The 23,936-nt window shown below is 51.5% G+C and carries 27 protein-coding genes and 2 pseudogenes; 13 read left to right on the top strand and 16 right to left on the bottom strand.

What is annotated here, in order from left to right:
- Nucleotides 1-19: 19 nt before the first annotated feature.
- The 11 genes from dsrO to dsrA form a co-directional block, all read right to left on the bottom strand.
- On the bottom strand, nucleotides 20-790 hold the full coding sequence (dsrO, locus tag MN084_RS04125; protein WP_241087097.1) for a sulfate reduction electron transfer complex DsrMKJOP subunit DsrO: 771 nt from the start codon (nucleotides 788-790) through the stop codon (nucleotides 20-22).
- Nucleotides 791-792: 2 nt separating this feature from the next.
- Nucleotides 793-1,317: a sulfur reduction protein DsrJ gene (locus tag MN084_RS04120; RefSeq protein WP_241087098.1), complete on the bottom strand. Its 525-nt coding sequence runs from the start codon at nucleotides 1,315-1,317 to the stop codon at nucleotides 793-795.
- Nucleotides 1,318-1,325: 8 nt separating this feature from the next.
- Nucleotides 1,326-3,272 (bottom strand): NAD(P)-binding protein, encoded by a 1,947-nt coding sequence (locus MN084_RS04115; RefSeq protein ID WP_241087099.1) that lies wholly within the window; start codon nucleotides 3,270-3,272, stop codon nucleotides 1,326-1,328.
- Between the two features lie 93 nt (nucleotides 3,273-3,365).
- Nucleotides 3,366-4,901 carry a sulfate reduction electron transfer complex DsrMKJOP subunit DsrK gene (gene dsrK / locus MN084_RS04110; RefSeq protein WP_241087100.1) on the bottom strand — a complete coding sequence of 512 codons (1,536 nt, stop codon included), beginning with the start codon at nucleotides 4,899-4,901 and terminating at the stop codon, nucleotides 3,366-3,368.
- 24 nt (nucleotides 4,902-4,925) lie between these two features.
- Entirely contained in the window at nucleotides 4,926-5,657 is a 732-nt protein-coding gene (locus MN084_RS04105) for a respiratory nitrate reductase subunit gamma (RefSeq protein WP_241087101.1), read from the bottom strand.
- Between the two features lie 72 nt (nucleotides 5,658-5,729).
- Nucleotides 5,730-6,062 carry a TusE/DsrC/DsvC family sulfur relay protein gene (locus MN084_RS04100; protein WP_241087102.1) on the bottom strand — a complete coding sequence of 111 codons (333 nt, stop codon included), beginning with the start codon at nucleotides 6,060-6,062 and terminating at the stop codon, nucleotides 5,730-5,732.
- Nucleotides 6,063-6,110: 48 nt separating this feature from the next.
- Nucleotides 6,111-6,416, bottom strand: coding sequence for a sulfurtransferase complex subunit TusB (tusB, locus tag MN084_RS04095; protein ID WP_241087103.1), 306 nt, complete (start codon nucleotides 6,414-6,416; stop codon nucleotides 6,111-6,113).
- A 16-nt stretch (nucleotides 6,417-6,432) separates the two neighbouring features.
- Complete coding sequence (gene tusC, locus MN084_RS04090) at nucleotides 6,433-6,840, bottom strand: sulfurtransferase complex subunit TusC (protein WP_241087104.1); 408 nt, start codon at nucleotides 6,838-6,840, stop codon at nucleotides 6,433-6,435.
- Between the two features lie 18 nt (nucleotides 6,841-6,858).
- Nucleotides 6,859-7,251: a sulfurtransferase complex subunit TusD gene (tusD, locus tag MN084_RS04085; RefSeq protein WP_241087105.1), complete on the bottom strand. Its 393-nt coding sequence runs from the start codon at nucleotides 7,249-7,251 to the stop codon at nucleotides 6,859-6,861.
- Nucleotides 7,252-7,282: 31 nt separating this feature from the next.
- The gene (gene dsrB, locus MN084_RS04080; RefSeq protein ID WP_241087106.1) at nucleotides 7,283-8,356 is read right to left on the bottom strand and encodes a dissimilatory-type sulfite reductase subunit beta; all 1,074 of its coding nucleotides are present in this window, start codon (nucleotides 8,354-8,356) and stop codon (nucleotides 7,283-7,285) included.
- 96 nt (nucleotides 8,357-8,452) lie between these two features.
- Nucleotides 8,453-9,697: a dissimilatory-type sulfite reductase subunit alpha gene (gene dsrA, locus MN084_RS04075; protein ID WP_241087107.1), complete on the bottom strand. Its 1,245-nt coding sequence runs from the start codon at nucleotides 9,695-9,697 to the stop codon at nucleotides 8,453-8,455.
- A 501-nt stretch (nucleotides 9,698-10,198) separates the two neighbouring features.
- On the opposite strand from dsrA, the gene MN084_RS04070 reads away from it, so the two are divergent.
- From MN084_RS04070 to MN084_RS04025, 10 genes are all read left to right on the top strand, one after another.
- Complete coding sequence (locus tag MN084_RS04070) at nucleotides 10,199-10,375, top strand: sulfur relay protein DsrC (RefSeq protein ID WP_241087108.1); 177 nt, start codon at nucleotides 10,199-10,201, stop codon at nucleotides 10,373-10,375.
- A 185-nt stretch (nucleotides 10,376-10,560) separates the two neighbouring features.
- Nucleotides 10,561-11,265 (top strand): hypothetical protein, encoded by a 705-nt coding sequence (locus MN084_RS04065; RefSeq protein WP_241087109.1) that lies wholly within the window; start codon nucleotides 10,561-10,563, stop codon nucleotides 11,263-11,265.
- A gap of 3 nt (nucleotides 11,266-11,268) precedes the next feature.
- Nucleotides 11,269-11,928 (top strand): type I-MYXAN CRISPR-associated protein Cas6/Cmx6, encoded by a 660-nt coding sequence (gene cas6, locus MN084_RS04060; protein WP_241087110.1) that lies wholly within the window; start codon nucleotides 11,269-11,271, stop codon nucleotides 11,926-11,928.
- 125 nt (nucleotides 11,929-12,053) lie between these two features.
- Nucleotides 12,054-12,377 carry a TusE/DsrC/DsvC family sulfur relay protein gene (locus MN084_RS04055; RefSeq protein WP_241087111.1) on the top strand — a complete coding sequence of 108 codons (324 nt, stop codon included), beginning with the start codon at nucleotides 12,054-12,056 and terminating at the stop codon, nucleotides 12,375-12,377.
- 205 nt (nucleotides 12,378-12,582) lie between these two features.
- Nucleotides 12,583-13,035, top strand: a complete 453-nt coding sequence (locus MN084_RS04050; protein ID WP_241087112.1) for a helix-turn-helix domain-containing protein — start codon at nucleotides 12,583-12,585, stop codon at nucleotides 13,033-13,035.
- Nucleotides 13,032-13,166 (top strand): hypothetical protein, encoded by a 135-nt coding sequence (locus MN084_RS04045; protein WP_330178370.1) that lies wholly within the window; start codon nucleotides 13,032-13,034, stop codon nucleotides 13,164-13,166. Before MN084_RS04050 ends, MN084_RS04045 begins: the two co-directional genes overlap by 4 nt.
- A 9-nt stretch (nucleotides 13,167-13,175) precedes the next feature.
- Complete coding sequence (locus tag MN084_RS04040) at nucleotides 13,176-13,424, top strand: transposase (RefSeq protein WP_241087113.1); 249 nt, start codon at nucleotides 13,176-13,178, stop codon at nucleotides 13,422-13,424.
- Nucleotides 13,425-13,591: 167 nt separating this feature from the next.
- Nucleotides 13,592-14,386 (top strand): 16S rRNA (adenine(1518)-N(6)/adenine(1519)-N(6))-dimethyltransferase RsmA, encoded by a 795-nt coding sequence (gene rsmA, locus MN084_RS04035; protein ID WP_241087114.1) that lies wholly within the window; start codon nucleotides 13,592-13,594, stop codon nucleotides 14,384-14,386.
- Between the two features lie 157 nt (nucleotides 14,387-14,543).
- A complete protein-coding gene (lon, locus tag MN084_RS04030) occupies nucleotides 14,544-16,934 on the top strand; it encodes an endopeptidase La (RefSeq protein WP_241087115.1) in 2,391 nt (796 codons plus the stop codon).
- A gap of 124 nt (nucleotides 16,935-17,058) precedes the next feature.
- Nucleotides 17,059-17,412 (top strand): sulfur globule family protein, encoded by a 354-nt coding sequence (locus MN084_RS04025; RefSeq protein WP_241087116.1) that lies wholly within the window; start codon nucleotides 17,059-17,061, stop codon nucleotides 17,410-17,412.
- 259 nt (nucleotides 17,413-17,671) lie between these two features.
- On the opposite strand, the gene MN084_RS19225 is transcribed toward MN084_RS04025, so the two are convergent.
- Together MN084_RS19225 and MN084_RS04020 are read right to left on the bottom strand one after the other, a co-directional pair.
- A complete protein-coding gene (locus tag MN084_RS19225) occupies nucleotides 17,672-17,920 on the bottom strand; it encodes an integrase core domain-containing protein (RefSeq protein ID WP_445083883.1) in 249 nt (82 codons plus the stop codon).
- Between the two features lie 8 nt (nucleotides 17,921-17,928).
- Nucleotides 17,929-18,126, bottom strand: a pseudogene (locus MN084_RS04020) (transposase); the annotation flags it as partial.
- Between the two features lie 131 nt (nucleotides 18,127-18,257).
- Here MN084_RS04020 and MN084_RS19220 point away from each other — a divergent pair.
- Nucleotides 18,258-18,366, top strand: a pseudogene (locus MN084_RS19220) (winged helix-turn-helix transcriptional regulator); the annotation flags it as partial.
- A 353-nt stretch (nucleotides 18,367-18,719) separates the two neighbouring features.
- Here the strand turns inward: MN084_RS19220 and MN084_RS04015 are convergent.
- The 3 genes from MN084_RS04015 to MN084_RS04005 form a co-directional block, all read right to left on the bottom strand.
- Complete coding sequence (locus MN084_RS04015) at nucleotides 18,720-20,018, bottom strand: N-acetylmuramoyl-L-alanine amidase (RefSeq protein WP_241087117.1); 1,299 nt, start codon at nucleotides 20,016-20,018, stop codon at nucleotides 18,720-18,722.
- Between the two features lie 116 nt (nucleotides 20,019-20,134).
- Entirely contained in the window at nucleotides 20,135-20,602 is a 468-nt protein-coding gene (tsaE, locus tag MN084_RS04010) for a tRNA (adenosine(37)-N6)-threonylcarbamoyltransferase complex ATPase subunit type 1 TsaE (RefSeq protein WP_241087118.1), read from the bottom strand.
- Complete coding sequence (locus tag MN084_RS04005) at nucleotides 20,599-22,110, bottom strand: NAD(P)H-hydrate dehydratase (protein WP_241087119.1); 1,512 nt, start codon at nucleotides 22,108-22,110, stop codon at nucleotides 20,599-20,601. Before MN084_RS04005 ends, tsaE begins: the two co-directional genes overlap by 4 nt.
- 244 nt (nucleotides 22,111-22,354) lie before the next feature.
- On the opposite strand from MN084_RS04005, the gene queG reads away from it, so the two are divergent.
- Nucleotides 22,355-23,425, top strand: a complete 1,071-nt coding sequence (gene queG, locus MN084_RS04000; protein ID WP_241087120.1) for a tRNA epoxyqueuosine(34) reductase QueG — start codon at nucleotides 22,355-22,357, stop codon at nucleotides 23,423-23,425.
- Nucleotides 23,426-23,600: 175 nt separating this feature from the next.
- Nucleotides 23,601-23,900 (top strand): putative metalloprotease CJM1_0395 family protein, encoded by a 300-nt coding sequence (locus MN084_RS03995; protein WP_241087121.1) that lies wholly within the window; start codon nucleotides 23,601-23,603, stop codon nucleotides 23,898-23,900.
- Nucleotides 23,901-23,936: the final 36 nt, after the last annotated feature.

The raw sequence follows: 23,936 nt of genomic DNA, 5'->3' as shown, positions 1-23,936 counted from the left end.
CTAAGTCACTCCTTACCAATCAGACGTTGGTATAGCGAACGCCAGTATTCAATTCAAGATCAGCACGAATCTGTCGGCTGCTCTTCTCTTTAAGCGCCTTGGCAACCGGGCTGTCCGGGTCTCTAAGATCACCGAAAATAATGGCTTGGTGTCCATCTTTTTCACAGGCATCCTGACAGGCAGTGGTCTCTTTTCCTCTATCCAGTCGGGTTGCACAGAAATTACAGGACTCCACGCAACCTTTGCCACGAGGTGCAGATACCAGTTGCTCAGCAATATTCTGGTGAATGAAAGAACGTGCCTTATAAGGGCAAGCCATCATGCAGTAGCGGCAGCCGATGCAGGTATGACGGTCGACCATAACGATACCGTCGGCACGTTTGAACGATGCACCTGTGGGACAGACATCAACGCAGGGCGGATGCTCGCAATGCTGACACATCATCGGCAGATTGGTTATTTCACCAGTCTGCTTGTCTTTCAGTTTTACCTTACGGATCCACTGGGGACGCTGGGCATTCCACTTATCATCGGATTGCCCTTCGGGCCGCCCAATCAGATCGATACCGTTCTCTTTATTGCAGGCATCGACACAGGCAGTACAGCCATCCGTGCACTTGTTACTGTCTACCAGCATACCCCAGCGCACATCATTGGAGACTTCGTCAGCACCCTGTTTGGTAACCGCCAGCAATACACCAGGGGCTACTGTTACAGCGCCCACGGCCATTACTGTTTTACCGATAAACCCGCGTCGTTTCATATCAGGCTGGTCACTCTGTTTTGTCATGATCAGTCCCCCAGAGCCGTTGCGTGAAAATGTGCCAACTCTTCTGCTGTCAGTGCAGGTATTCCATCTGCGCCCTGCAACAGACCCAGAACAGAGCCGTTCAGTCCAATTCTATCGCCCAGGGGAAACAGTGAATAGCTCTTCTCTTCCGGCGTCTTCCGATGGCACTGGAAGCAGGCCAGACTAACCGCTACGTAGCTGTGGCAGGAGTCACAGAACTGCCCCTCCGCATTGATCTTCTGATAGCCACCACTGCCATCCTTCTCTGCATGACAATCCACGCATTCGGCAAGACTATTCCTGGAACCCCGGATACCCTTTCGTACCGTCTCAACACGTTGATGCTTGAGAAAGTCCATGTGGTTACGACGCATCTCTGCTGTCGGCGCCACACAGGCATCCAGGCCAGCAGCCTTGGAACCCTTGGTAACCGCTGAATCGCTCTGAGCACCCGTGGAGAGCGCTGCGAACAGCATCCCCACGAACAGCCCGGCGAACAACCGCTTGATGCCAGTAGAACTACGCATTACAGCTCCTATTCACCAAGACCCATCTGAATATAACCCGTTGGGCAGACGTCGCTACAGATATGGCAACCGATACATTTGTTGTAATCCGTATTGACATAACGGCCAGTCGTAGACTCATCTTTTCTCACCCTGAACACCGCATCCTGGGGGCAGAAAATAACGCAGTTGTCACACTCAAAGCACATGCCGCAACTCATGCAACGCTTGGCTTCAGCCTGCACCTGCTCTTCGCTCAGCAAAATAAGACGCTCATTGAAGTGACCGAGCACATCATCTGCGCTGGGAACATCTTCACCCCGCAGTACCCGGGGAGTGAAGCTGAAGTGCCCAAGGAACAGATCACTGGAACCAACCACCTCCTGTGCTGAACGATCTTCAAAATTGTGCACCGCAAAATTGGCGCTTGCAGTACCACGAAGATCGCCATCATGAGAATCAAACTGCTCTGGGTCCAGCCCAGCTTCGTGCAGCTTATTCATCAGGTCAAAGTGATGAACATCAACTTTAGGCCGTTTCGCCTGCTCTTCGCTCTTCATATAGTGATCGATGCTCTCGACCGCGACAGAGGCCTGGCCGATTGCCGTGGTCAACAGGTGTGGGCGGATAATATCGCCAGCGACGAAATGGCCCGGCTTGCTGGGTACCTGATAGAATTTGTCAGCATCGATCAGGTTACGATCATTGGCCATATCTTCCAGGCCTTCCATATCACCACCCTGGCCAATCGCAGACACAATCAGATCCACCTCAAGAACACGCTCAGTGCCTTCGGTCGGAATCGGCTTCATTCCGTCCATGGTACAATCACACACTTTCAGGCCGGTTGCACGGCCATCTTCACCAAGGATAACTTCCAGCGGCATCACACCATCGAGGATGACACAACCTTCGTGCAGAGCATCATGGATCTCATGTTCTGCAGCAAACATCTTGTCTTTGGTGAACAGTGAGGTCAGTGTTGCCTCGGCTGGCTCAGCAGCATCCGCCAGCGCCTGATCGTGGTTGATGCTAAAGTCGGCAACAACATCTTCAGGATTGCCGGCAGCAGCATTATAACCAAGGCGCCGGGTAACGGAGATCACATCGATAGAGGTATCACCACCGCCGATACAGATGATCTTTTTACCGGTCACCTTCATCCGGCCTTCATTGAAGGCTTTAAGAAAGGCGACACCGGAGATACAGTTTGAAGTGCCTTCCCAACCATCGATGGGAAGCCCACGTCCGTTCTGACAACCCAGAGCCCAGAGTATCGCATCGTACTCTTTTTCCAGATCGGCAACAGGAACATCTTGGCCGACGCGAACACCGGTGCAAACCTCAACACCCATGTCAACAATGCGCTGCATTTCTGCCGCCAGTTTGTCGCGTGGTATACGATAGTTGGGGATGCCGTAGCGCATCATGCCGCCCAGGTGAGGGTCTTTTTCAAAAACCGTAGCAGCATGGCCCATGCGACGCAGCTGATAAGCGGCTGCCATACCGGCAGGACCACCACCGACAATGGCGACCTTCTTGCCAGTATCTGCCTCAGCCTCGAATTTGTAGCCATTGGCCAGTGCGGTGTCGCCAATGTACTGCTCCACTGAGTTGATACCAACGAAATCTTCCACATCGTTGCGGTTACAACCATCCTGGCAAGGTGCCGGACAAACGCGACCCATCATCGAGGGGAAAGGGTTTGCATCGGTTGAACGCTGGAAAGCGTACTCTTCCCACGCCACACCCTCTGGCGGTTTCTCCTGGCCACGGGCAATTGCCAGATAGCCGCGAATATCTTCACCCGATGGACAACTACCCTGACAGGGTGGTGTTTTATGGATGTAGGTAGGGCACTTGTGAGAGGTGTCCTGAACGAAAATTAATTCGCTGAAGTCATCCCACTGGCCGTCGCCTTCATCGTATCGACGGTAGTTTAAGGTACTTTTCATCTCATCAGTAGGAGTCGCCATACTCTAGTCTCCATTAAGCCTAAATATAAAATTCTTAAAACTCCGTCGACCCACTACTGCAGTCAACGGCACGATTTCACTCAAGCCGCTCCGTCACGCTTCTTCTTCGGCACCCTCTTCATCATCCCCGTCCATTTTCTGTCCGGTCAGAATGATGGCATTACTTAATAACTGGTGAACACAGACTATCTGGTCCATATCCATGCCGAAATAGGGCAAAACCTTAGTAAACTGACTCTTGCAGATAGCGCAGATCGCCGCCATGTGGGTGACCCCTTCCTGCTCAATAACGTTTTTCAGTTCCGTCATGCGGGGCATGGCACCCTTGACTCGGATCTCCATCAGATCATCTGTGAGCAGACCACCACCACCACCACAGCAGTATGTGCGTTCTTCGATAGTGTCATGCTTCATATCCACAAAGTTGTTGCAGACTGCCTTGATAATCGCGCGGGGTATCTCAAACTGACCACCGGGCTTGTCTCCCATACGACTGGCCCGGGCTACGTTACAAGAGTCGTGGTAGGTGAGCGTCATGTGATCATTGCGAGACTTGTCCAGATTCAGTTTTCCCCGCTCAATCAGATCATGGGTGAACTCGCAGATATGCTGGGGTACCGGATAATCCGGATCCAGAAATTCAAAAGGACCAGCCAGAGTATTCAGGAAGGAGTAGGCAATGCGCCATGCATGGCCGCACTCACCGAAGACGATACGCTTGACACCCAGCTCCAGCGCCGCCTGGCGGATTCGCATGGAAACCCGGCGCATATTCTCGTAGCTACCGATGAACATGCCGAAATTACCCGCTTCTGAAGCGGTGGTACTCATGGTCCAGCTAATACCGGACTCATGGAATACTTTTGCGTAGCCGATGAGACCGTCCACGTGGGGTTCGGCAAAGAAGTCGGCAGAAGGCGTTACCAGAAGAATATCGGCACCCTTCACATCCAACGGGAGTTTGACGACAATCCCGGTCTCTTCCTCAATATCCTCTTCCAGCCCCTCCAGAGTATTTTCAATGGCCGGTCCGGGTAATCCAAGATTGTTGCCTATCTTATGCACCTTGGCGATGATTTCATTACAGTACTTCTGGCCGTATCCGATGCTGTCAAGAATCTCGCGTGCAGCCATGGAGATCTCTGCGGTATCGATACCGAAGGGACAGAAGACTGAACAACGGCGGCACTGGGAGCATTGATGGTAGTAGCTGTACCACTCATCCAGGGTCTCCCGGGTCAGATCCGTTGCACCCACCAGTTTCGGGAAATATTTACCCGCAAAGGTGAAGTAGCGGCGATAGACCTTGCGCAGCAGATCCTGACGGCCCACCGGCATGTTTTTCGGGTCTTTGGTACCAAGAAAGTAGTGGCACTTATCAGTGCAGGCACCACACTTGACGCAGATATCAAGATAGACCTGGAGTGACCGATAACGTGAGCGCAGATCGTCCAGCTTTTCCAGTGTTTTGGCGTGCCAATCATCTACCAGCTCAGCGGGAAAACCCAAATCGGTATTGTGATCAGGCTTGGCAATAAATGCCTTAAGCCCTGCCATTGTGCCTTCAACGACTTCCGGTACATCCACATATTCATGGAGTTCCGGGGTTTCGAATTTTGCCTTAGCCATGTAATGCCCTCTTCGCGGCCCAGGTTAACCTTGTTCTTTCTCTTCCAGCGCCTTCGCCCAAGGGGCGATATGCCGCTTCTCACGTGGGTTATCCACCTGATTACGACTCGGGCTAAAGAATATGCCCGGCGCATGAAGCAGTTTGCTGAAAGGGAAAAGAAGCATAAGAATCGCAACCAGCACCAGGTGTACGATAAGTGGGAAATCAACTGGCAGTGCTCCAATACTGAAAGAGAGGAGACCAGTAAAATACTGCTTGACCATCACAATATCGGTATGGGCGACGAACTTCATCATCAAGCCACTAAAACCGATAAAACCAAGCAAGATCAACCAAAGGTAGTCTGATGGGGCAGAGATATAGCGCACCCGATCAACAAAGATGCGTCGCAAGAACAGTCCGCCCAAGCCTGCCACCATGGCAAATCCGGCATAAACGCCGAAAGGCTGAATCAATTCTATAGGGAGCCAGACAGGATCCATGAAATAGCGCATATGGCGCAGCAGAACCAGGAGCAATCCCATATGGAACATCCAGGAGAAGATCCAGGTCCATTTGGTTCCCTTGAAAAGGCTCTCGAAGAACACCACTTCACGGAACATGCGAAGAACCACTCCGGAGCGGGTAACCGGCGCCGGTGTGGTAGGAATTTTTAATGGAGCAGGTATCCTCGCGTACTGAATCATTTTCCTCGCCACGCCCAGTACAAGTACTATGGCCGACACGATAAACAGCAATGCGTAAGCAGTTGACATGTCCCTGCAATCCTCAAAGGTTTAAAACACCCGGGAGGAGGAAAATTCTCCTCCCGGGTGATTCAGATCGGCTTAGATACAACCAGTAGGCTTAGGCAACCCGGCAAAACGGCAAGCCTGCTTGCCAGGACCATAGGGAAACAGCGCGTACAGGTACTTGCTGTTACCTTTCTCTTTGCCCAGTTTCTTGCCGACAGCTTTGGTCAGAACGCGTACGGCAGGAGCAATCTGATACTCTTCATAGTACTCACGCAGGAAGGTGATGATATCCCAATGCTCATCGGTCAGCTCCAGATCGTCTTCCTTGGCCATCACATCAGCGATAGTTGGAATCCACTCACTGAGGTTAACCAGATAACCTTCCTCATCAGTCTCAAAAGTCTTGCCGTCTGCTTCAATAGACATAATATTGTCTCCTAAATTATCCAGGGAATAAAAAATTGTGTATCAGGGTCAGACCCAGGGCACCACTTTGCCGTACTCTGCCGCAAGGTCGACAAACCCGGCATAGTCCACGACCTCCACCCCATCAATTAACCGCTCCTCTGGGAGGCCACGGGCTTTCATATCAGGTCCCAGTGCATAAAACTTCACACCCTGGGCAGATTTCACTTTCTCTTCTACAACTGTGCCTTTCATAACAGCATAGACACCATCCTCAAACAGCAGAACAGCACTGCCTTCGAGCGCATGCCCAAGACAGCTGTCAAAGGAGTTCTTCTCAAAAGGCGATTTATTTACAGTATGCAATTCACTCATGACAGCAACCTACTCCTCAGAAACCAAAGACAACGTCTTGGTCTTGCATCATCTTAGCCAACTCAGCACGGCTGACGAGGCGGATTGAATCCTTTTCGGCCCAATCCTCATCCTCATCCTCCCACTTGAGAGGCATCAAATCATCGATAGTGAGACCACGCTCTTCCAGAGACTCCTTCTCCACATAGAGTTTGGTTACTTCATAGTCACCCAGTGCAGAATAAGTAGGCGAGAAGTTCTTCATCCCCACTTCAGCCGTATTCTGACCTTTGACGATCTGATACACGCCATCATCCAGGAAAGCGAGGCTGACATCCTGGTCGAAAGCAGCACCAATCAGCACCACCTCAAGGGATTCCCAAGCGTAGATAGTGCCATAGGGAGCGCGACGGTTAAGGTACAGGAACTTTTTAATTTCAGACATAATCCAATACTCCTGCGCTCAATCGCCAAAGACCATTAGCCGGTCGGACTGGACAGCGGCTTCAACCAGCTGCCCCAGACCGGAAATCCGGAACCTGGGATGGATATTGGTGGCATCTTTGCCGTTACGCTCGGCTTCGCCATCATCCACCACACCACGACGCTGTGCCGCAGCCACACAGACGACCATATCCAATTCGTACTTCTCGGCAAGTTCTGCCCAGCGCTCAACGATATTGCGATCATCCTGAGGCGGCGTGGTCAAGCGGGTGCTGTTGCCAACACCGTCATGGTAAAAAAAAATACGAAAAATCTCATGTCCCTTCTCCAAGGCGGCCTTGGTGAACATATAGGCAGAATCAGACGCTTGATGCTGATACGGCCCTTCATTTATCTGAATCGCAAATTTCATTTGCTATCCCTTAGGTTATAGATCCACTGAATCAGAAGCGGATGTGTGCGGAAGCATTCAGGTTCGCGCGACCACCACGCCAGTTATCGATGTGGTACTTGGTGAAAGGCAGTCCGGTCTTCTCGAAGAAGCTCGGCCAGCCAATGCGGTCAGCCCACTCACCGATACGCTCCCAATCCTTGGCATCTTCCTTATAGGCGAAGAGAATCTGCTTAACGATCACAGACACCTCTGGCCAGCGCGGCGGATTGTTTGGAACACCGGATGCAACCAGCTTATGGAAAGCAGGTTTGGAACGGGCGTTGGAGTGCTTGCCACCAACCCAGATCGCAAACTTTGAGTGCTCTGGATCGTTGATCTGCATCGGAGGACAAGGCGGGAAACATGCGCCACAGCAGATGCATTTACGCTCATCCACTTCGAGGGAAGGCTTGCCGTTGACCACCGCAGGGCGAATAGCCGCAACCGGGCAGCGAGCTACTACTGTAGGACGCTCACAGACATTACCAACCTGATTATGGTCAATCTTTGGTGGCTTGGTGTGCTGGATATTGATCGCGATATCACCTTGGCCGCCGCAGTTGATCTGACAGCAGGAAGAGGTAAGACGAACGCGGTTCGGCATCTCTTCATGGGTAAACTCATGAATCAACTCATCCATCAGCGCCTTGACAACACCAGAGGCATCAGTACCCGGGATATCACAGTGTAACCAGCCCTGAGTGTGGGATATGTTTGATACAGAGTTACCGGTACCACCAATTGGGAAACCATGCTTGGTCAACTCGTCGATCAGCGGCTGTACCTTGGACTCTTCACTGACCATGAACTCGATGTTTGAGCGGATAGTGAAGCGGACATAGCCTTCTGCAAAGTCATCGGCAATATCCATCAGGGTACGGATAGTGAAAAGATCCATCTGCCGTGCGGTACCGGCGCGAACAGTCCAAACCTCGTCGCCGCCATTGGCAACGTGGTGCAGGACACCTGGGCGTGGACGATCATGCCATTTCCAATCGCCATAGTTCTTTTTCAACACAGGATGCAGGAACTCTTGAATATCCCTGACACCTATCTCGTCGGGCATGCGAGGTGCTTCAGCCATGCTTACCTCCAAATTCTCTATTGAATGCTAAAATTCTGTTCCACACCCCCCCGCCGGGTTCCGGCAGGAGATATGCGTATATAACCTTAAGAAAGGTTACTGAGCGGCTTTACGCTCTTCCCACTTGGCCACCTCTTCATCCCACTCATCCATACGGACATAAGGGTTGGTACGAGGCTGGGATATCATGTTCGGATCGATCTCCACGCCGATACCTTCGAGGAAGTTCTGCAGGCCGATGCGCTCGATCATCTCCCCGGTACGCTCGTGCTCCAGCGCATTCTCAGCGAAGAAGTCCAGTACCTCGGTAGCCAGCTCTTCAATCCATTCGAAATCTTCATCGCTCTCCAGCTTGTGGAAAGGAACGATCACGGTGCCCAGCAGATCGCCAATCTTCAGGGTGCGCTTGCCGCCGATCAGAATACTGACACCTTTGTCGTCGCCCGGAGAGAGTGCCTTGGTCATCACATTGATACAGTGCATGCAGCGGACACAGTTTTTATTGTCCACTTCCAGCGTGTCGTCATCATTCAGCGATAGCGCCTTGGTCGGGCAACGGGTGATGACGTTATCGACCATTTTCTTGCGGCCCATATCGGCGACATACTTCTTCACCTCTTTCTGGTCGACCTTCATATCATCACGCCAAGTGCCGATCACGGCAAAGTCGGAACGGTGGATGGCGTTCATGCAGTCGTTGGCGCAGCCGGAAACTTTGTACTTCATCTTGTATGGCAGTGCCGGACGGTGCAGATCATCCAGAGCGTTGTTGACCAGAGCCCGCAGGGTGCGGCCCTCATCGAAGTTGGATTGCTCGCAACGGGCAGCGCCGACACAGGACATACCGGTACGGACAGCCGGACCGGCTCCGCCCATATCAAAGCCAATTTTGTTGATTTCATCGAAGAAAGGCTGAACATTGGCAGAGTCGCAACCCTGGAACATGATATCGCCGGACTGGCCGTGGGCACAGATCAGGCCGGTACCGTATTTCTCCCAGATATCGCAGAATTTGCGCAGGGTACCGGTATCATAGTGCAGGCCTGGAGGCGGCATGATGCGGATGGTATGCATCTCGGCAGCAGCCGGAAACAGTGGGTTGCCCTCATCATCCTTCAGTTCGGTAAAACGGGGGATTACACCACCACCGTAACCGATGACACCGACGGTACCGCCTTTCCAGTAGCCCTTGCGGGTCTGGTAAGAGGTTTCCAGCTGACCCAGCAGATCAACAGCCATGTCATTGTTTTCAGCCAGGCGCTTGATACCGGTAATGAAGCTCGGCCAAGGGCCGCTCTCCAACTGGTCAAGCATGGGGGTATCGTGCATCGGTTTTGCCATCAGTTAATCTCCCAATTGGTCTTTATCATTAGGTGTTATGAATTGATAGTCACAAGCGGCCACCCAACTGCCCGGGCGCCGCAAACCCTGAATTTGCAAACCTCTTCGTTCAGGATAAGGGATTACTCGTCCCAGAGTTTCATAAAGCATTTTAGAGTTCCCTTATGTGTCAACAATATCCCGCTAATGGGGGGGTATAGGGGTAAAATAACATATCTCCAATGGGATATGTTTATATTCAGTTATATATGAATAATCGAATAAACTAAAATATAATACCATTAGATATCAATAACATAAAATCGGCTAATCCCTGCATAACTAATAAATCGCCATAACTGGATATTGCACTGCATCAAAAATATTTCCATCCCAGACTTGCATCAAACCTGAACTCTGGGGTTAAATAATAAAAACCAAGTTGATCACTTGGGTATTATTGGATCGGCAACATCGAACCACCCGCACCAGAAAAATTCATGCAACTCGGGGTAGACAAGCATGCTCCTGCTAAGTGAGGTAATGATCCAGAGCCCGGATGTAGAAACATTCGAGGAGTTGATCGAACTAATCAAAATACGCCGCCAGGGAACCACGTTCTTTCGCATTGACGTAAAACCCCAGTTTTCCGACACCCCAGAAGATTGGGAAGACAGGCTGGAAGCAGCCTTTACCTAGAAACTTTGGAGCCGGCGGAGCTGAGGTGATCGCAGTAGCGAGGGAAAGCCATTTTGGCCGGGCTTTTCGCATAATTCAAAGCGAACCATCATCATTTTTAACGAAATTGCTCGGGAAATCTAGCCAAAGTGTCTTTCCCGCAGCAGATTCAACCTAAGATCGGACAAGCTCCTGGGGGAAGTACCGTGAAATATCTACAATCAAAAACATTCCTTGGTGGTAACGAGTGTGCAGACGATGCTATACAGTCAAGTCAGCTGGTTGAGCTTCGCCTGGATGAACTCAGGAAAAAACTGGATGAAATTGGTACCGGCGCCCCTCTGGACACCAAGCTGCCACTGATTCTCCAGCAATGCTATGCTCTGCTGGAATTAAACAGATTTGACGAGGCTTGGGATCTAGCCCACGCACATTTTGATCAGGCAATTTCCGAAGAACTCTGGCTCTACGCGGTGGAATCCTGCGACATCATGTTCCAAACGGGAAAACCAGAGTCAATCAAGGCACTGGCACACGGTATCTGGCTGAGCGTCACCTTTCCCGTCGATCCGGAGCTCAGCGTTGCTATGCTCCAGCATATGGTGGATGAGAGTCAGGACAGATCAGACGGTGCCGCCGTGGCCGCCGCAACTGCAGGCTATATTGCAGATATGCGTGCAGAAGATAAGCAGAGGGAAAATCTGCAATTTTTTACCATCCAATTACTAGGCCAGGTAGCCCGCACCCACAGCCAAGTGGAAGACCAGGAAATTTTTGATTTTTGGGTCCAGCAGCTGGAGTTGGACAATCCCGGCAAATTCCTGCCACGCCTGGCCACAGTACTGGATATCCTGACAGGGGGTGATTGGTGGTTCGACCGAGACCAACTGCGAAGTAAAATTCCAGAATAGACTATGTATTGGCAAGAAGAGAATAACAGAGAGCAGTTCGTCGTTCCTGAAAACGTGGTTGACCTGCTGTTTCAGATAAACTGCCCCGCCCTGCCGGTGGATCATGCCTGGGTGCTCGCCGAAGAGATCAACCGGCTACTGCCCTGGTTTTCCGACGAAGCTCAGGCCGGCCTGCACGTCATCCACGTCGCAGATTCAGGCAATGGCTGGGAGCGCCCCCAAGGCGCAGAAGAGTTGCTCTATCCATCCAGGCGCACCCCACTCGTTCTCAGGCTGCCAAAGCACCGCATTGAAGATGCCGCTGCCCTGTCCGGGCAGACCCTCAATATCGATGGACACCCAATCGAAATCAAAACTGCGAGGCAGAGGAAACTCAGGGTCACCGATATCCTTTATTCGCGTTATGTTGCCTGCAACCCCGACTGGGAAGAAGAGAGATTCCTATCCTGGGCTATATCCGAACTAAAAAAGATGAGATTGAGATTTAAAAAGATACTCTGTGGCAAACAGAATCTGCTGGCTACACCCGGTGGCCCACTGCTGACCCGAAGCCTGATGGTGGCAAACCTTTCTTATGAAAATGCCGTTTATCTGCAAGAGCAGGGATTGGGTAATCGACGCACTCTCGGCTGCGGTCTGTTTATTCCTCAAAAATCTTTTTAGGGCACGGCAAAAAATTCACTATCACTAGGCCATTCCAATTTACCTAAACCCAATTTAGCATGTTTGCTATCGAGCATATTTAAGTGTTAAGTAAAAAAATAAATTACCGAGAAGGAGATATCACAATGTCATATGAATTAACAAACCATGGTTACCTGGTAAATCTGGAAGACTGGAATGAACACGTAGCCAAAGAATTGGCCGAAAAAGAAGGTGCCGAGCTGAGTGAAAAGAGCTGGGACATAATCAACTATCTGCGCGACGAGTACCTCAACAATAATGGCAACCAACCCAATGAACGCAACATGGTCAAACACTTTAAAAAAATCTGGACTGACCTGGATAAGGTAGACACCAAATCACTCTACAACCTTTTCCCAACAGGCCCAGCCAAACAAGCGGGCAAGATTGCCGGACTGCCCGAGACCAAGCGTAAAGGCGGGTACTAATTTTAGTAGATTAAAAGCCCGTGGAATTATTCTTTGCAGGCCTTTTTATATTATTGGCTCTTCCCCTGATTAAGTGGGTAGATTAACGCCTCCCCTACTAGAGATAGCCCAAACCCTGAGTATCACGAGCCCTTGGCAGTGTAGAGTTGGCTCTGTCAGAGGGAGAGGTAACGGTATAGGTTGAGCAGGAGGCAGGTGCCAAGCAGTGTTGTTCAACCTGTGGGCAGATATCTCACCGGGCTATGACTCACGCAAGCGCCGCTGGCGGCACCTGGATACCCGCCAGTGCAAAACTATTTTGGTAGCAGATGCGCCCAGAGTGAAGTGTGAAGAACATGGGGTGGGCACCGTGCCAGTTTCCTGGGCGGAACCGTGCTATGGATTTACTGCAATGTTTGAGGCACTGGTGATCAACTGGTTGAAAGAGGCGTCCATCTCGGCAGTCTCCCGATTGATGAGGCTGAGCTGGAATGCCATTGATGGAATTATGCAGCGAGCGGTTAAGCGAGGACTGGCACGTAGAAAAGAGATCAGCCCAACACGCATTGGTATTGATGAGGCGGTGGGCAAAGTACACCGCCAAGAGCACAAAGCGCTGATGGCTATGAGGACCTTAAAGGCCGCCAGTATGACTAGCTCTACAACCCGGAGAACATGATGCGCAGACCGAAATTGCGGTTCAAGGCGCTACGTGACAGCACGCTGAAGATTGCCCGCGCCTGGGGGATCAAAGAGTTTGCCATGTCACTCTGGCACTATGCCAGCAAGACATGGGCAAGGAAAGGCTAGGAGCGGTGGTTGTCATGGGCAGTGCGCAGTGGCCTGGAGCCAATCAAGAAAGTGGCGGGAACAATCAAGGATCATCTGTGGGGAATATTGAACGCTGTTGTTTTGAAAGTAAGTAATGGTCCGGCAGAAAGTCTCAACAGCCGAATCAAGATGATCAAGGTGCCTAGCAGCGGTTTCCGCAACAAAGAGCGATTTGCCAATGCAATCTACCTCCACCTTGGAGGGCTGAATCTTTATCCTGAGGGAGTGGTTGGATGATGCTTCCCCTCTTGAATTAGGGGAAGAGCCTCATTTTTCACCAATGCGAAAATCAATGCGACTTGTAATCACACCCGATTTATAGCCTAACTGGTTGATTTTTTTGTAATTTCAATTTATAAATTTTATAGCTAATTGAAGTCTCCGACAAAAGAAAGGATAATCCATTGACTCACAAGGCTAGAAAACGATTCGGCCAAAACTTCCTCCACGACCCCTCCATCATCAGCAGAATCGTAAGGAGTATCGCTGTAAAGCCAGCAGACTATCTTGTCGAAATCGGCCCCGGTCGGGGCGCCATCACTAAAGAGCTTTTGGCGCTTAACAAGAAACTGATCGCCATAGAGTTGGATCGCGACCTGGTCCATCCACTGGCCGAAATGTGCGCTGACTTGGGTGAGCTGGAGATCGTCAATACCGATGCACTGAAATTTGATTTCTGCAGCCTCGCCACAGAAAATGAGCCACTGAGGCTTATTGGTAATCTACCTTATAACATATCGACACCCATCCTGTTCCATCTGCTGGAACACTCCTACTGTGTCCATGATATGCACTTCATGCTTCAGAAGGAGGTGGTGGATCGTATGGCGGCTGAGCCAGGGAGTAAAATCTATGGCCGGCTTACTGTCATGCTCCAAGCTTTGTGCAAAATTGAACATCTGTTTGATATCGGCCCCGGCGCATTCAAGCCAGCACCCAAGGTGAACTCATCTTTCGTCCGCCTGGTCCCGCACCGGACGCCGCTTTACCCGGTGGATGACAAGGTCTTTTTTGCCCGGATGATCACCGCCGCTTTCTCACAGCGCCGCAAGACCCTGCGCAACAGTCTCCGCGAATTGGCAGGCACTCACCTTATGGAAGAGGCAGGCATTGATCCCTGCCTCCGTGCTGAGCGGCTGGCATTGGAAGATTTTGTGAAACTCTCGAATCTCGCTTGTAAAACGGCTTCATCGGCCTGATATAGTTCGGAACATAGCAATTAAGGCGTTCTGAGGCCGCGAGGAAGTGTACTGTGTTTTTCGAAACACAATCTTTGCTTATCTCTGTGAACGCTGCGTCCAATCGACCTGATTTAAAACTGAAATCACCACTACAATCTGTTCGGGTATTAAGCGCATGAACGAAGACTTTATCGACGCAGATAGCATTGACATCATTACCGACCACGCCTTGGCACGCCAGGACAATATGCTGCCCGAAATCATTCACCTGTTGCCGGTGACTACCCGTCCCTTCTTTCCAGGACAGGCCGTGCCGCTGCTGATGGATGCCAAATACTGGAATGACACCATCACGGAAGCCAGAAAAAAAGGCAACGACATCATTGGCATCGTGATGACCGATGCAGCCATATCTGAAGATGCAAAACCCAGTGAATTCCGGCAGATAGGGACTGCCAGCCGGATTCACCGGGTTCAGATGATTGAGGGTCGACTTCAGGTTCTGGTGGAATGTCTTCAGCGTTTCCGGATTGAGAAAATGGTCAGCAACAAAGCACCCTACAAAGCCCGGGTTCACTATTTCCGAGACCATACCAAGCCAATGAATGATGAGATAAAAGCCTATGCCATGGCTGTTATCAACACCATTAAAGAGCTGGTACCACTTAACCCTCTTTACGGCGAAGAGCTTCGTATGTTCCTCGACCGCCTGGGACCCGACGATCCGTCCCATCTGGCTGACTTCGCCGCCAGCCTTACCACGGCTACACGAACCCAGCTCCAAGAGATACTGGAGGCAGTCAAGCTGATGCCGCGCATGGAGAAGGTGCTGCTCCTGCTCAATAAAGAGCTGGAAATTGCCCATGCACAACATGGAATCCGCAAATCTGTCGAAGAGAAGATGGATACTCAGCAGCGGGAATTTTTTTTGCGCGAACAATTGAAGGCAATCCAGAAAGAGTTGGGGTTAGCCAAGGATGACCGCACGGCAGAACTGGATAAATTCGCAGAGCGGCTAGAGACGCTCACGCTCACAGAACAGGCAGAAAACCGCGTGAAAGAGGAGATGGAGAAGATGGCGATTCTGGAGACCGGCTCTCCTGAATACGCATTGACCCGCAACTATTTAGATTGGATAAGCCTGCTGCCCTGGGGCAAACACTCTCCAGACAAACTGGATATAAAGCAGGCACGAGAGGCACTGGATAAAGATCACTACGGTCTGGATGACGTAAAGAAAAGAATCCTGGAGTTCCTCGCGGTAGGTATCATGAAAGGCTCGGTGAGCGGCTCTATTATTCTGCTGGTGGGCCCTCCGGGCGTCGGTAAAACTTCTATCGGTAAATCTATCGCCAATGCACTGGGGCGGAAGTTTTACCGTTTCTCTGTTGGCGGCATGCGTGATGAGGCCGAGATCAAGGGCCATCGCCGTACCTATGTAGGTGCAATGCCGGGTAAATTCATTCAGGCGATGAAAGAAGCCGGTAGTTCAAATCCCGTTATCATGTTGGATGAGATTGACAAAATCGGCGCCTCCTATCATGGCGACCCGGCCTCTGCCCTTCTGGAAGCTCTGGACCCGGAACAGAACAGCGATTTCCTGGATCACTATCTGGACCTGCGTTTCGACCTCTCGAAAACGCTTTTCGTCTGTACCGCCAACCAGTTGGACACCATCCCTGCCCCGCTGCTTGATCGCATGGAGACCATCTCCCTGGCTGGCTACATTGCCCAGGAGAAGCTGCAGATTGCCCGCAAATACCTGCTGCCCCGCCAACTCAAGCGGGCAGGGCTGAAACGGGGTCAGTTGAAAATCAATGCCGCCCCTATGCGGGCTATTATTGAAGGTTACGCCAGAGATGCCGGGGTTCGCCGCTTGGAGAAGCAGATTGGAAAGATCGTGCGCAAGGTCGTCGTCAAAATGCTGGATGGCGTAAAGCCGCCGATCAATGTCACTGAGGGGGACTTCAAAGAGTACCTTGGCAGTCCTGTCTTCCGCGACGACCGTAACCTGAGCGGCCCCGGCGTAGTAACCGGCTTGGCCTGGACCTCCATGGGTGGCGCTACCCTCAGTATCGAAGCGGTAAAAACACACAATTTTACAAGGGGATTTAAGCTCACCGGCCAACTTGGGGATGTAATGAAGGAGTCGGCAGAGATCGCCTATGGTTACATCGTTGCAAATGCAGAAAGCCTCGATGCAGATCCCAAATTCTTTGAAAAAAGTTTCATACACCTCCACGTTCCGGCAGGAGCAACACCGAAAGATGGACCCAGTGCCGGCATCACCATGGCCTCGGCCCTGCTCTCCCTGGCACGCAACCAGCCGATACGCCATATTGCCATGACCGGCGAACTGACACTTACCGGGCATGTTTTTCCCATTGGTGGCGTTCGTGAAAAAATGATTGCCGCACGCAGAGCTGGTATTCGTGAACTGATACTTCCAGAAGAGAATAAAGGTGAATTCGAAGAGGTACCGAAACATATCCGCAAGGAAATAAAAGTGCGCTTTGCCAGCACCTTCGAAGATGTAGTGCCCTACTTGTTCGCTAAAAACAGGTGACCGAGAGAATTAGTAATTGACTTATTAAGCAATTACTAATATTGTATAGCCCAGAAAGCGCATCAACTGTAACATCGCTTATCAGCGTTTTTCTGATAAACAACACAATAATTGGAGAAGGATTATGAATAAGATTGTAAAAGCTGCTGCTATCGCTGCTATGCTCGCCGCTTCCGCTTCTGCTTCCGCATGGTGGGGTGGTAATCCTTGGAATAACGGATGGGGCAACAACAACAGCGGTTATGGCGACGGATGGAGCGACGGCTCTGGTGACTTCAGCTTCGGCATGAACGGAAATGCTCGTGGTTCTGGCCGTGGATACAACGACTACTACAACCGTGGTGGCTATGGCGGCGCTGCTCCTTATGGCTATGGCACTACTCCTTATGGCTATGGCGCTGCTCCTTATGGCTATGGCGCCGCTCCTTATGGCTACCCAGCACCTGCAACTCCTGCACCAGCTCCTGCTACCAAGTGAGATTTTTTAATCTTGCTTTAAAGTCAGATGCCCCAGGGCATTGATTAAATGCGGGCTTCGGCCCGTATTTTTTGCCTGACAAAAATGCACAGAAGATCCTCTCTTGACTAGCATCAAAGACTGCTGCTTCACGGTCATTAGGCACCATGCCGATACCGAAGAACCTTATAAACCGTGCTAAAAGTCCGCTCTGAACCAAAAAAATCTGCTTTATCCCCCACTGGACTAGCCCTCCTGGCACTGGGGTTCAGACCCTTCTTTATTGTGCAGCAGGCCCGTCGGCAGTCGCGCTGCTGGAGCGACTAGTCCCACTGCTCACCGGCCTGATATCCGGCGTCAAATTTTCCAGTGATGTATGGGATCGGAATGTATTGTAATCATGGTGCCAGCTTTCAATCTTTTCTTGCGCATCTTTCAGTGACAAAAAACAATGGGTATTTAAACATTCATCCCTAAAACTCCCCTGGCCGTCTTCAGCGCTTTTTTCGCACACGACATCCTGAAGCATCTGCTTTACAAGAGACGATTTTCGTCCTCTAATTGACGTAAACTCCGTCGCTCTGAAATGCCTAAACCTCCAAACTTCTTTTTCCAATTGTAAAATATCGCGTCCGATATTCCCATCTTGCGGTAGACCTCTGAAATCCGTATTCCCGTTTCTGCCTGACGCAATGCGAATCCGAGCTGTTGTTCCGTGTACCGCGATTTTTTCATGGCTCGTCCTCTTGCTTTCAGCTTAACGGATTTGCCAGAATTCTCTAATTTAGATCGGTACGGTTTTCAAGGAGAAGGTCATGACCTGCTGAAGGGCCAGTAGGGAACAAGGGAACAAGGGAACAAAGGAAGTGATAGACGTGGCATTATTAAGTGTAATGAGGAGGCGGCGATAAGATCAGCATTCGGCAGATAGCCGAGAGAACCGGACTTTCCCTTAATACCGTCCGTAAATATCTGGCCAGCTAGCTGCATCGGGAGGCACGGCGTAAACGCAAATGGATGAAGCGCCGAACCACTATCGAGCCGGTTATTGGGCACCTTAAATCAGGTAATATGGGCGGAGAATTAGATCTAACAAGGTTCAGAACCAGATCCTCAGTCTGATACTTCAGGGACGACTATGTATCCTTGATCAGATCCTGACCAATTAGCACGGAGCGGCCTTGCGGCCGGCCTATTTTTTTGCACCGAAGACATCGGTATCAGATACTCGCAGAAATGCTATTTTTTCTTTTCTGTGGATGTAATGCAGTATCATCACCAAATGTAAACGCATGCCCGCCCACAATCTTTGATTGACCTGAATGCGATCAAATCTTTGGGATACGCAATACCTGACCTATCCGGATGCGATCATTGGTAAGATTGTTAGCCACACGCAGCGACTTCAAACTGATATGGTACTGCTGTGCGATCGCGCCCAGAGTATCGCCCCTGTTGATGGTATGTTGACGGGCCTTCCGTTGTGCCAACAGGGTACCGGGCGGTGGGCTGGTTAGGAAATAGCTGCGGAGACCACTCATGATCGCATCTGCCAGTTTTTTCTGATGACTAGAGCTCTTTAGATTACGCTCTTCCGATGGATTGGAGATGAATGCAGCTTCAATTAGCAATGAAGGAACATCCGGCGATTTCAACACAGTAAAACCTGCCTGCTGCACGGTTCGCTTATGGGTACGTCCAATCCCCTTGAGTTTTGCCAAAACCTTGCCAGCCACTTGGTGGCTAGCAAGGCGAGTTCCAATCTGTGACAGATCAAGCAGCACGGATACCAACACATCATCTTTATCAACAAGTTTTACCCCGCCGATCGCATCTGCACTGTTCTCCCGTTCGGCCAACCAGCGGGCTGCCTCGCTCGATGCTCCCCGCTTCGATAAAGTGTATACCGATGCGCCTCTAGCCCTGGGGTCACGAAAAGAGTCTGCATGGATGGAGATAAAAAGGTCTGCCCGATGCTTGCGGGCAAGCTTCATACGCTTACGTAGTCCAAGATAATAATCACCCTTGCGAATCATCACCGGCTTCATGCCCTGCTCTTTCTCAATCAGTGCAGCCAGTTTTCTGGCAATAGCCAACACCACGGTTTTCTCTTGCGTACCTTTGCGCCCTATGGCACCAGGATCTTCACCGCCATGGCCAGCATCAATGGCAATAACAATATCTCTCAAGCTATTTTGGGTCGCTCTTTTTATCGTTTCTTGCGAACGTTTCCTCTGAGTTGCTAAGGAATCGTAGAGGTCCACCACCAAGCGGTGGCCATACTGTCTGTTTGGGTTAAGGACAAAACTCTTGGGATTTATGGTTTTTTCCAGATCCAGCACAACCCGCAAGCCGCCCCCTTTACGCTCCGCACTGCGTAAACGCTTGATCAGAGGGTTATTGTTTGCTGCCGGTAGTTTTCCCCGGAGTTTTGCATTGCTGATGTCGATCACCAAGCGATCCGGCTTTTTCAGGGCAAAGAGTTTATGGTTGACCGGACCACTGGTATCAAACACCAGTCGGGTGTGATCAGGGGCCGACCAAACGCGTAGGTTATCGACCCTGATCTGTTGTGCATGTAGCGGCAGGCAGATCAATATCAGCAGTAGTGCGGTAATTTTTCTCATATCACACCTACACGAGGACTCCGTTCAATCCAGTTCCTCGGAACATAGCACGTGATATTTTTATTTTCCAGTAATATCCGATAGATAGGATAAATATCTATATATTTGCATTAACTTTAGAACTGCAGATCAAGTTTAACCTTCTGAATCAATTCCTCGCCAATTTCCGACATTGCCAGAAGCTGGAGTTTTCTTCCCGTTTTCCGGTAGCTGATCCGAACGATCAAATCTGCGGGTGGCAGCCCACCTTCACCTCTATCCGGCCACTCCACCAGCAGTACCGCATCCTCCACCAGCAGATCTCTGACGCCCAGATACTCCAGCTCGCCCGGATCAGCCAAGCGATAGAGGTCAAAATGAAAACAGCGTCGATCCTTTAGCCCATAAGGTTCAATCAGTGTATAGGTAGGACTCTTTACTGCACCCTGGTGACCCAGACCACGCATGAAGCCTCTGGCCAGCGTGGTTTTCCCTGCACCAAGATCCCCCTCCAGGTAGATCACGCAGGCAGGCGGAACCGCCTTGGCCAAAGCCGCCCCAACGGCTTCCTGCTCTGATTCACTGTTTGCCTGCAGAATCATCATGAGGCTGCCCCGGGGTTGAGCAGTGAGCGGATGCAGGGCATCAGGTCGCATGCCAGCATACCTCGCTCACCCACTGCAGCGGCCAGATCAGCAGCCCCCCCGTGCAAAGATGCGCCCATAATGGCAGCCTCCTCCTGGTCTGAGCCTTGAGCCCGCAGCCCCGCTACAATACCGGTCAACAGATCTCCCATACCGCCGGTTGCCATCCCTGGATTGCCATCGCTGCTGAGAGTAACTGGCCGGCTGGATGGATCGGAGATAAGAGTACCGGCACCCTTCAGCAGAATGACTCCGCCGTAGCGTTTTTGTAGTTCATCCACTGCCTGAAAGCGATCTTCCTCTATCTCTCTGACCGAACACCCAAGCAGGCGGGCCGCTTCTCCGGGGTGAGGTGTAAGAATCCAGTTATCCCGTCTGGCCGGCTCTGCGGCCAACAGATTCAGCCCATCGGCATCCACCACCATGGGCAGACCGGAATCCATTGCCCGCGACAGCATCGACATTGACCATACGCTCTGCCCCAAACCCGGGCCGATAGCGATCACGGAAGCCCGCGACAGCAACGGTGTCAAGGTTTCTGCCTTCTCAACACCATGACACATCAGTTCCGGCCGATTACCGGCCATGATGGCCGCATGAGCCTGACGGGTAGCGATACTCACCAGGCCAGTACCGCACCGGGCCGCAGCCTCTCCCGCCATTCTGGCGGCACCTGAATACCCGTGGTCTCCACCGATCACCAGAAGATGACCAAAGTGACCTTTATGTGCCGTACGCGAGCGCGGAGCCAATCGTGTCGATTGTTGCCGCCAGTCCGCACGACGGGCTGAGATAATCTGACTGGAAAAGATGGCTGCCGGTACCTCCAGGGCATGGTATGAGACTTTACCGCAATATTCGGGGCCATCCCCGGTAAACATGCCCTGCTTCAGTCCGATAAAGCTGATGGTTGCCGCCGCCTTGATGGCAACACCCAGCATCTGACCGGTATCTGAATTAATACCGGAAGGGATATCCAGCGCCAGGACCGGCGCCGGATGACGGTTGACCGCATCAACAGCCTCTTTCCATATTCCGGTCACTTCCCTCTCCAGACCGGTACCAAATATCCCATCGACAATCACATCGATCTTTCTTCGCAAACCCTGATAGGGGAACATTTCGCCTCCCACAGAGCGGAAACTGTCAGCACTGGCCAGTGCATCTCCCCGCAAACGGTCGGTATCGCCCAATTGCAGAACGCGTACACTCAACCCCGCCTCACTGGCCAGTCGCGCCAGGATAAAACCATCCCCCCCATTATTGCCAATTCCACATACAACAGTGATATCACAGGCATCGGGCCACAATTCCCGCAACAGATTGAATGCCTCGGCACCGGCTCGCTCCATCAACTGCAGTCCTGGGATGCCGTACTCTTCTATCGCCATGCGGTCCAGTTCCCGCACCTGCTCTGCCCGGTAGAGGGCATAGGGGAGTTGGTCGGTGGTAGGCATCAGTATGGTCATATGTGGATCCAGATTAGCAAATTTGCAGGTTCTCAATAACACCGCGCAGATGTTTGCGAGAGGGTATGGAGAGTTCAGTTCCAAGAGTGTTGGTGGCGGGGATGCCGCCTTCAAACGTACAGGGATGTATTCACAGCATCTCTTGGAACTGAACTCTCCATACCCTCCTGCACATATTTATAGAGAATTTACCCGAATCTCGGATTATCCCTCTCTCTTGGCCATGATGCTATAGTCCCACGCCATGATCAGGCAACAGACATCCACCGATTTGGCAACACTTGCCACCGATATCAAATCCTGGGGGAAAGCGCTTGGATTTCAACAGGTAGGCATTGCCGATACCGACCTCACTGTGGCGGAAGAGCAATTTGAGCGGTGGCTCTCCAAGGGACATCACGGCAGCATGGAGTATATGGCGCGGCATGGCCGGAAACGCAGCCGACCCGACCAATTGGTCCCCGGAACGTTGAGAATCATCTCTGTCCGCATGAACTATCTCCCGCCGGATGATTCACCTCAGGAGGTTTTGGACAATCCTCAGCTCGCTTTTATCTCCCGCTACGCGCTGGGACGAGACTACCATAAGCTGATGCGCAACCGGCTACAGAAGCTGGCCCAGCGTATCGAACAGGCAGCAGGGCCTTTCGGCTACCGCGCCTTTGTCGATTCAGCCCCGGTGCTGGAGAAACCCCTTGCGGGGAAAGCGGGGCTCGGCTGGACGGGCAAACACTGTAATATTGTCAATCGCAATGAGGGGGCATGGTTTTTTCTCGGCGAGCTATACACAGATCTGCCACTGCCGGTGGACAATGCCGAGACCGATCACTGCGGTCGTTGCACCGCCTGTATCGACCTCTGTCCCACCGATGCCATCATTGCTCCCTATCAGCTGGATGCACGACGCTGCATCTCCTATCTGACGATCGAACATGAGGGCGCCATACCAGTGTCTTTGCGCCCACTCATGGGCAACCGTATTTACGGTTGTGACGACTGCCTGATGGCCTGCCCCTGGAACCGTTTTGCCCAGGTATCGGAAGAGCCGGATTTCCTCCCGAGGAACGGTCTCGATTCAGCCTCCCTTATCGCGCTTTTTCGCTGGAGTGAGGAGGCGTTTCTCAGGCGTCTGGAAGGTTCACCTATTCGCCGTATCGGTCATATCCGCTGGTTAAGGAACATCGCAGTTGCACTGGGCAACGCGGAAACAACAGATGAAGTTGTTCTGGCCCTGCAACTGCGCGCAGATCACCCCTCTGAGACTGTGCGGGAACACGCAATCTGGGCAATTTCACAGCATAAACCGGCCAATTAGCCTTTTTTCTGCTACCTTACGATGCAGCTATCTATAACCAGCACTCCAATTTCTTCAGTAAATATCTGACACAGTAAGCTCTTCAGTTTTCAATATTTTTGGATTGTTATGCAGATTAGTTCCATTACCACCACCCAAGTGTACAGACCCCAAGGGGCTGCTGTGGGTGTGGAAAATGGAACTGAACCCGCTGCTCAGGCAGAAAAACCAGCCACAACTTCCGATTGAAAAACAGCAGGCGCTGGGCGATCCAAACAGTGAAGAGGCGATTGAGCTGAGAAAGCTCCAGGTCAGGGATCGTGAGGTACGGGCTCATGAGCAGGCCCATCTCGCAGCTGCCGGCCACTCCTATGCCTTTGGTGGTGAAATAAGAATTGATACCTCCGTTATTTCAGGCGATCCACAGGCAACGCTGGAAAAGGCTGAAACCATCAGACAGGCCGGACACCGCACCGGCAAACTCATCGTCCCATGACCGACAGGTGGCTGCCAGTATGGAGGCAGAAGCCCG

Origin of the sequence: Candidatus Vondammii sp. HM_W22, assembly GCF_022530855.2 — a bacterium.
Classification (GTDB): domain Bacteria; phylum Pseudomonadota; class Gammaproteobacteria; order Chromatiales; family Chromatiaceae; genus Vondammii.
The sequence above is the reverse complement of the archived record's forward strand: the minus strand, read 5'-3'. Positions and strand labels throughout refer to the sequence as shown.

Bases quoted from the DNA above. Each gene is read 5' to 3' on its own strand.
- MN084_RS04005 (WP_241087119.1), bottom strand. From the start codon at position 22,110: ATGACCATACTGATGCCTACCACCGACCAACTCCCCTATGCCCTCTAC.
- tusD (WP_241087105.1), bottom strand. From the start codon at position 7,251: ATGAAATTTGCGATTCAGATAAATGAAGGGCCGTATCAGCATCAAGCG.
- lon (WP_241087115.1), top strand. From the start codon at position 14,544: ATGAACGAAGACTTTATCGACGCAGATAGCATTGACATCATTACCGAC.
- MN084_RS04105 (WP_241087101.1), bottom strand. From the start codon at position 5,657: ATGTCAACTGCTTACGCATTGCTGTTTATCGTGTCGGCCATAGTACTT.
- MN084_RS04055 (WP_241087111.1), top strand. From the start codon at position 12,054: ATGTCATATGAATTAACAAACCATGGTTACCTGGTAAATCTGGAAGAC.
- dsrO (WP_241087097.1), bottom strand. From the start codon at position 790: ATGACAAAACAGAGTGACCAGCCTGATATGAAACGACGCGGGTTTATC.
- MN084_RS04045 (WP_330178370.1), top strand. From the start codon at position 13,032: ATGATGCGCAGACCGAAATTGCGGTTCAAGGCGCTACGTGACAGCACG.
- dsrA (WP_241087107.1), bottom strand. From the start codon at position 9,697: ATGGCAAAACCGATGCACGATACCCCCATGCTTGACCAGTTGGAGAGC.
- queG (WP_241087120.1), top strand. From the start codon at position 22,355: ATGATCAGGCAACAGACATCCACCGATTTGGCAACACTTGCCACCGAT.
- tsaE (WP_241087118.1), bottom strand. From the start codon at position 20,602: ATGATGATTCTGCAGGCAAACAGTGAATCAGAGCAGGAAGCCGTTGGG.
- tusB (WP_241087103.1), bottom strand. From the start codon at position 6,416: ATGAGTGAATTGCATACTGTAAATAAATCGCCTTTTGAGAAGAACTCC.
- MN084_RS04115 (WP_241087099.1), bottom strand. From the start codon at position 3,272: ATGGCGACTCCTACTGATGAGATGAAAAGTACCTTAAACTACCGTCGA.
- cas6 (WP_241087110.1), top strand. From the start codon at position 11,269: ATGTATTGGCAAGAAGAGAATAACAGAGAGCAGTTCGTCGTTCCTGAA.
- dsrB (WP_241087106.1), bottom strand. From the start codon at position 8,356: ATGGCTGAAGCACCTCGCATGCCCGACGAGATAGGTGTCAGGGATATT.
- MN084_RS04070 (WP_241087108.1), top strand. From the start codon at position 10,199: ATGCTCCTGCTAAGTGAGGTAATGATCCAGAGCCCGGATGTAGAAACA.
- MN084_RS04025 (WP_241087116.1), top strand. From the start codon at position 17,059: ATGAATAAGATTGTAAAAGCTGCTGCTATCGCTGCTATGCTCGCCGCT.
- MN084_RS04100 (WP_241087102.1), bottom strand. From the start codon at position 6,062: ATGTCTATTGAAGCAGACGGCAAGACTTTTGAGACTGATGAGGAAGGT.
- dsrK (WP_241087100.1), bottom strand. From the start codon at position 4,901: ATGGCTAAGGCAAAATTCGAAACCCCGGAACTCCATGAATATGTGGAT.
- tusC (WP_241087104.1), bottom strand. From the start codon at position 6,840: ATGTCTGAAATTAAAAAGTTCCTGTACCTTAACCGTCGCGCTCCCTAT.
- MN084_RS04015 (WP_241087117.1), bottom strand. From the start codon at position 20,018: ATGAGAAAAATTACCGCACTACTGCTGATATTGATCTGCCTGCCGCTA.
- MN084_RS04120 (WP_241087098.1), bottom strand. From the start codon at position 1,317: ATGCGTAGTTCTACTGGCATCAAGCGGTTGTTCGCCGGGCTGTTCGTG.
- MN084_RS03995 (WP_241087121.1), top strand. From the start codon at position 23,601: ATGGAACTGAACCCGCTGCTCAGGCAGAAAAACCAGCCACAACTTCCG.
- MN084_RS19225 (WP_445083883.1), bottom strand. From the start codon at position 17,920: ATGCTTCAGGATGTCGTGTGCGAAAAAAGCGCTGAAGACGGCCAGGGG.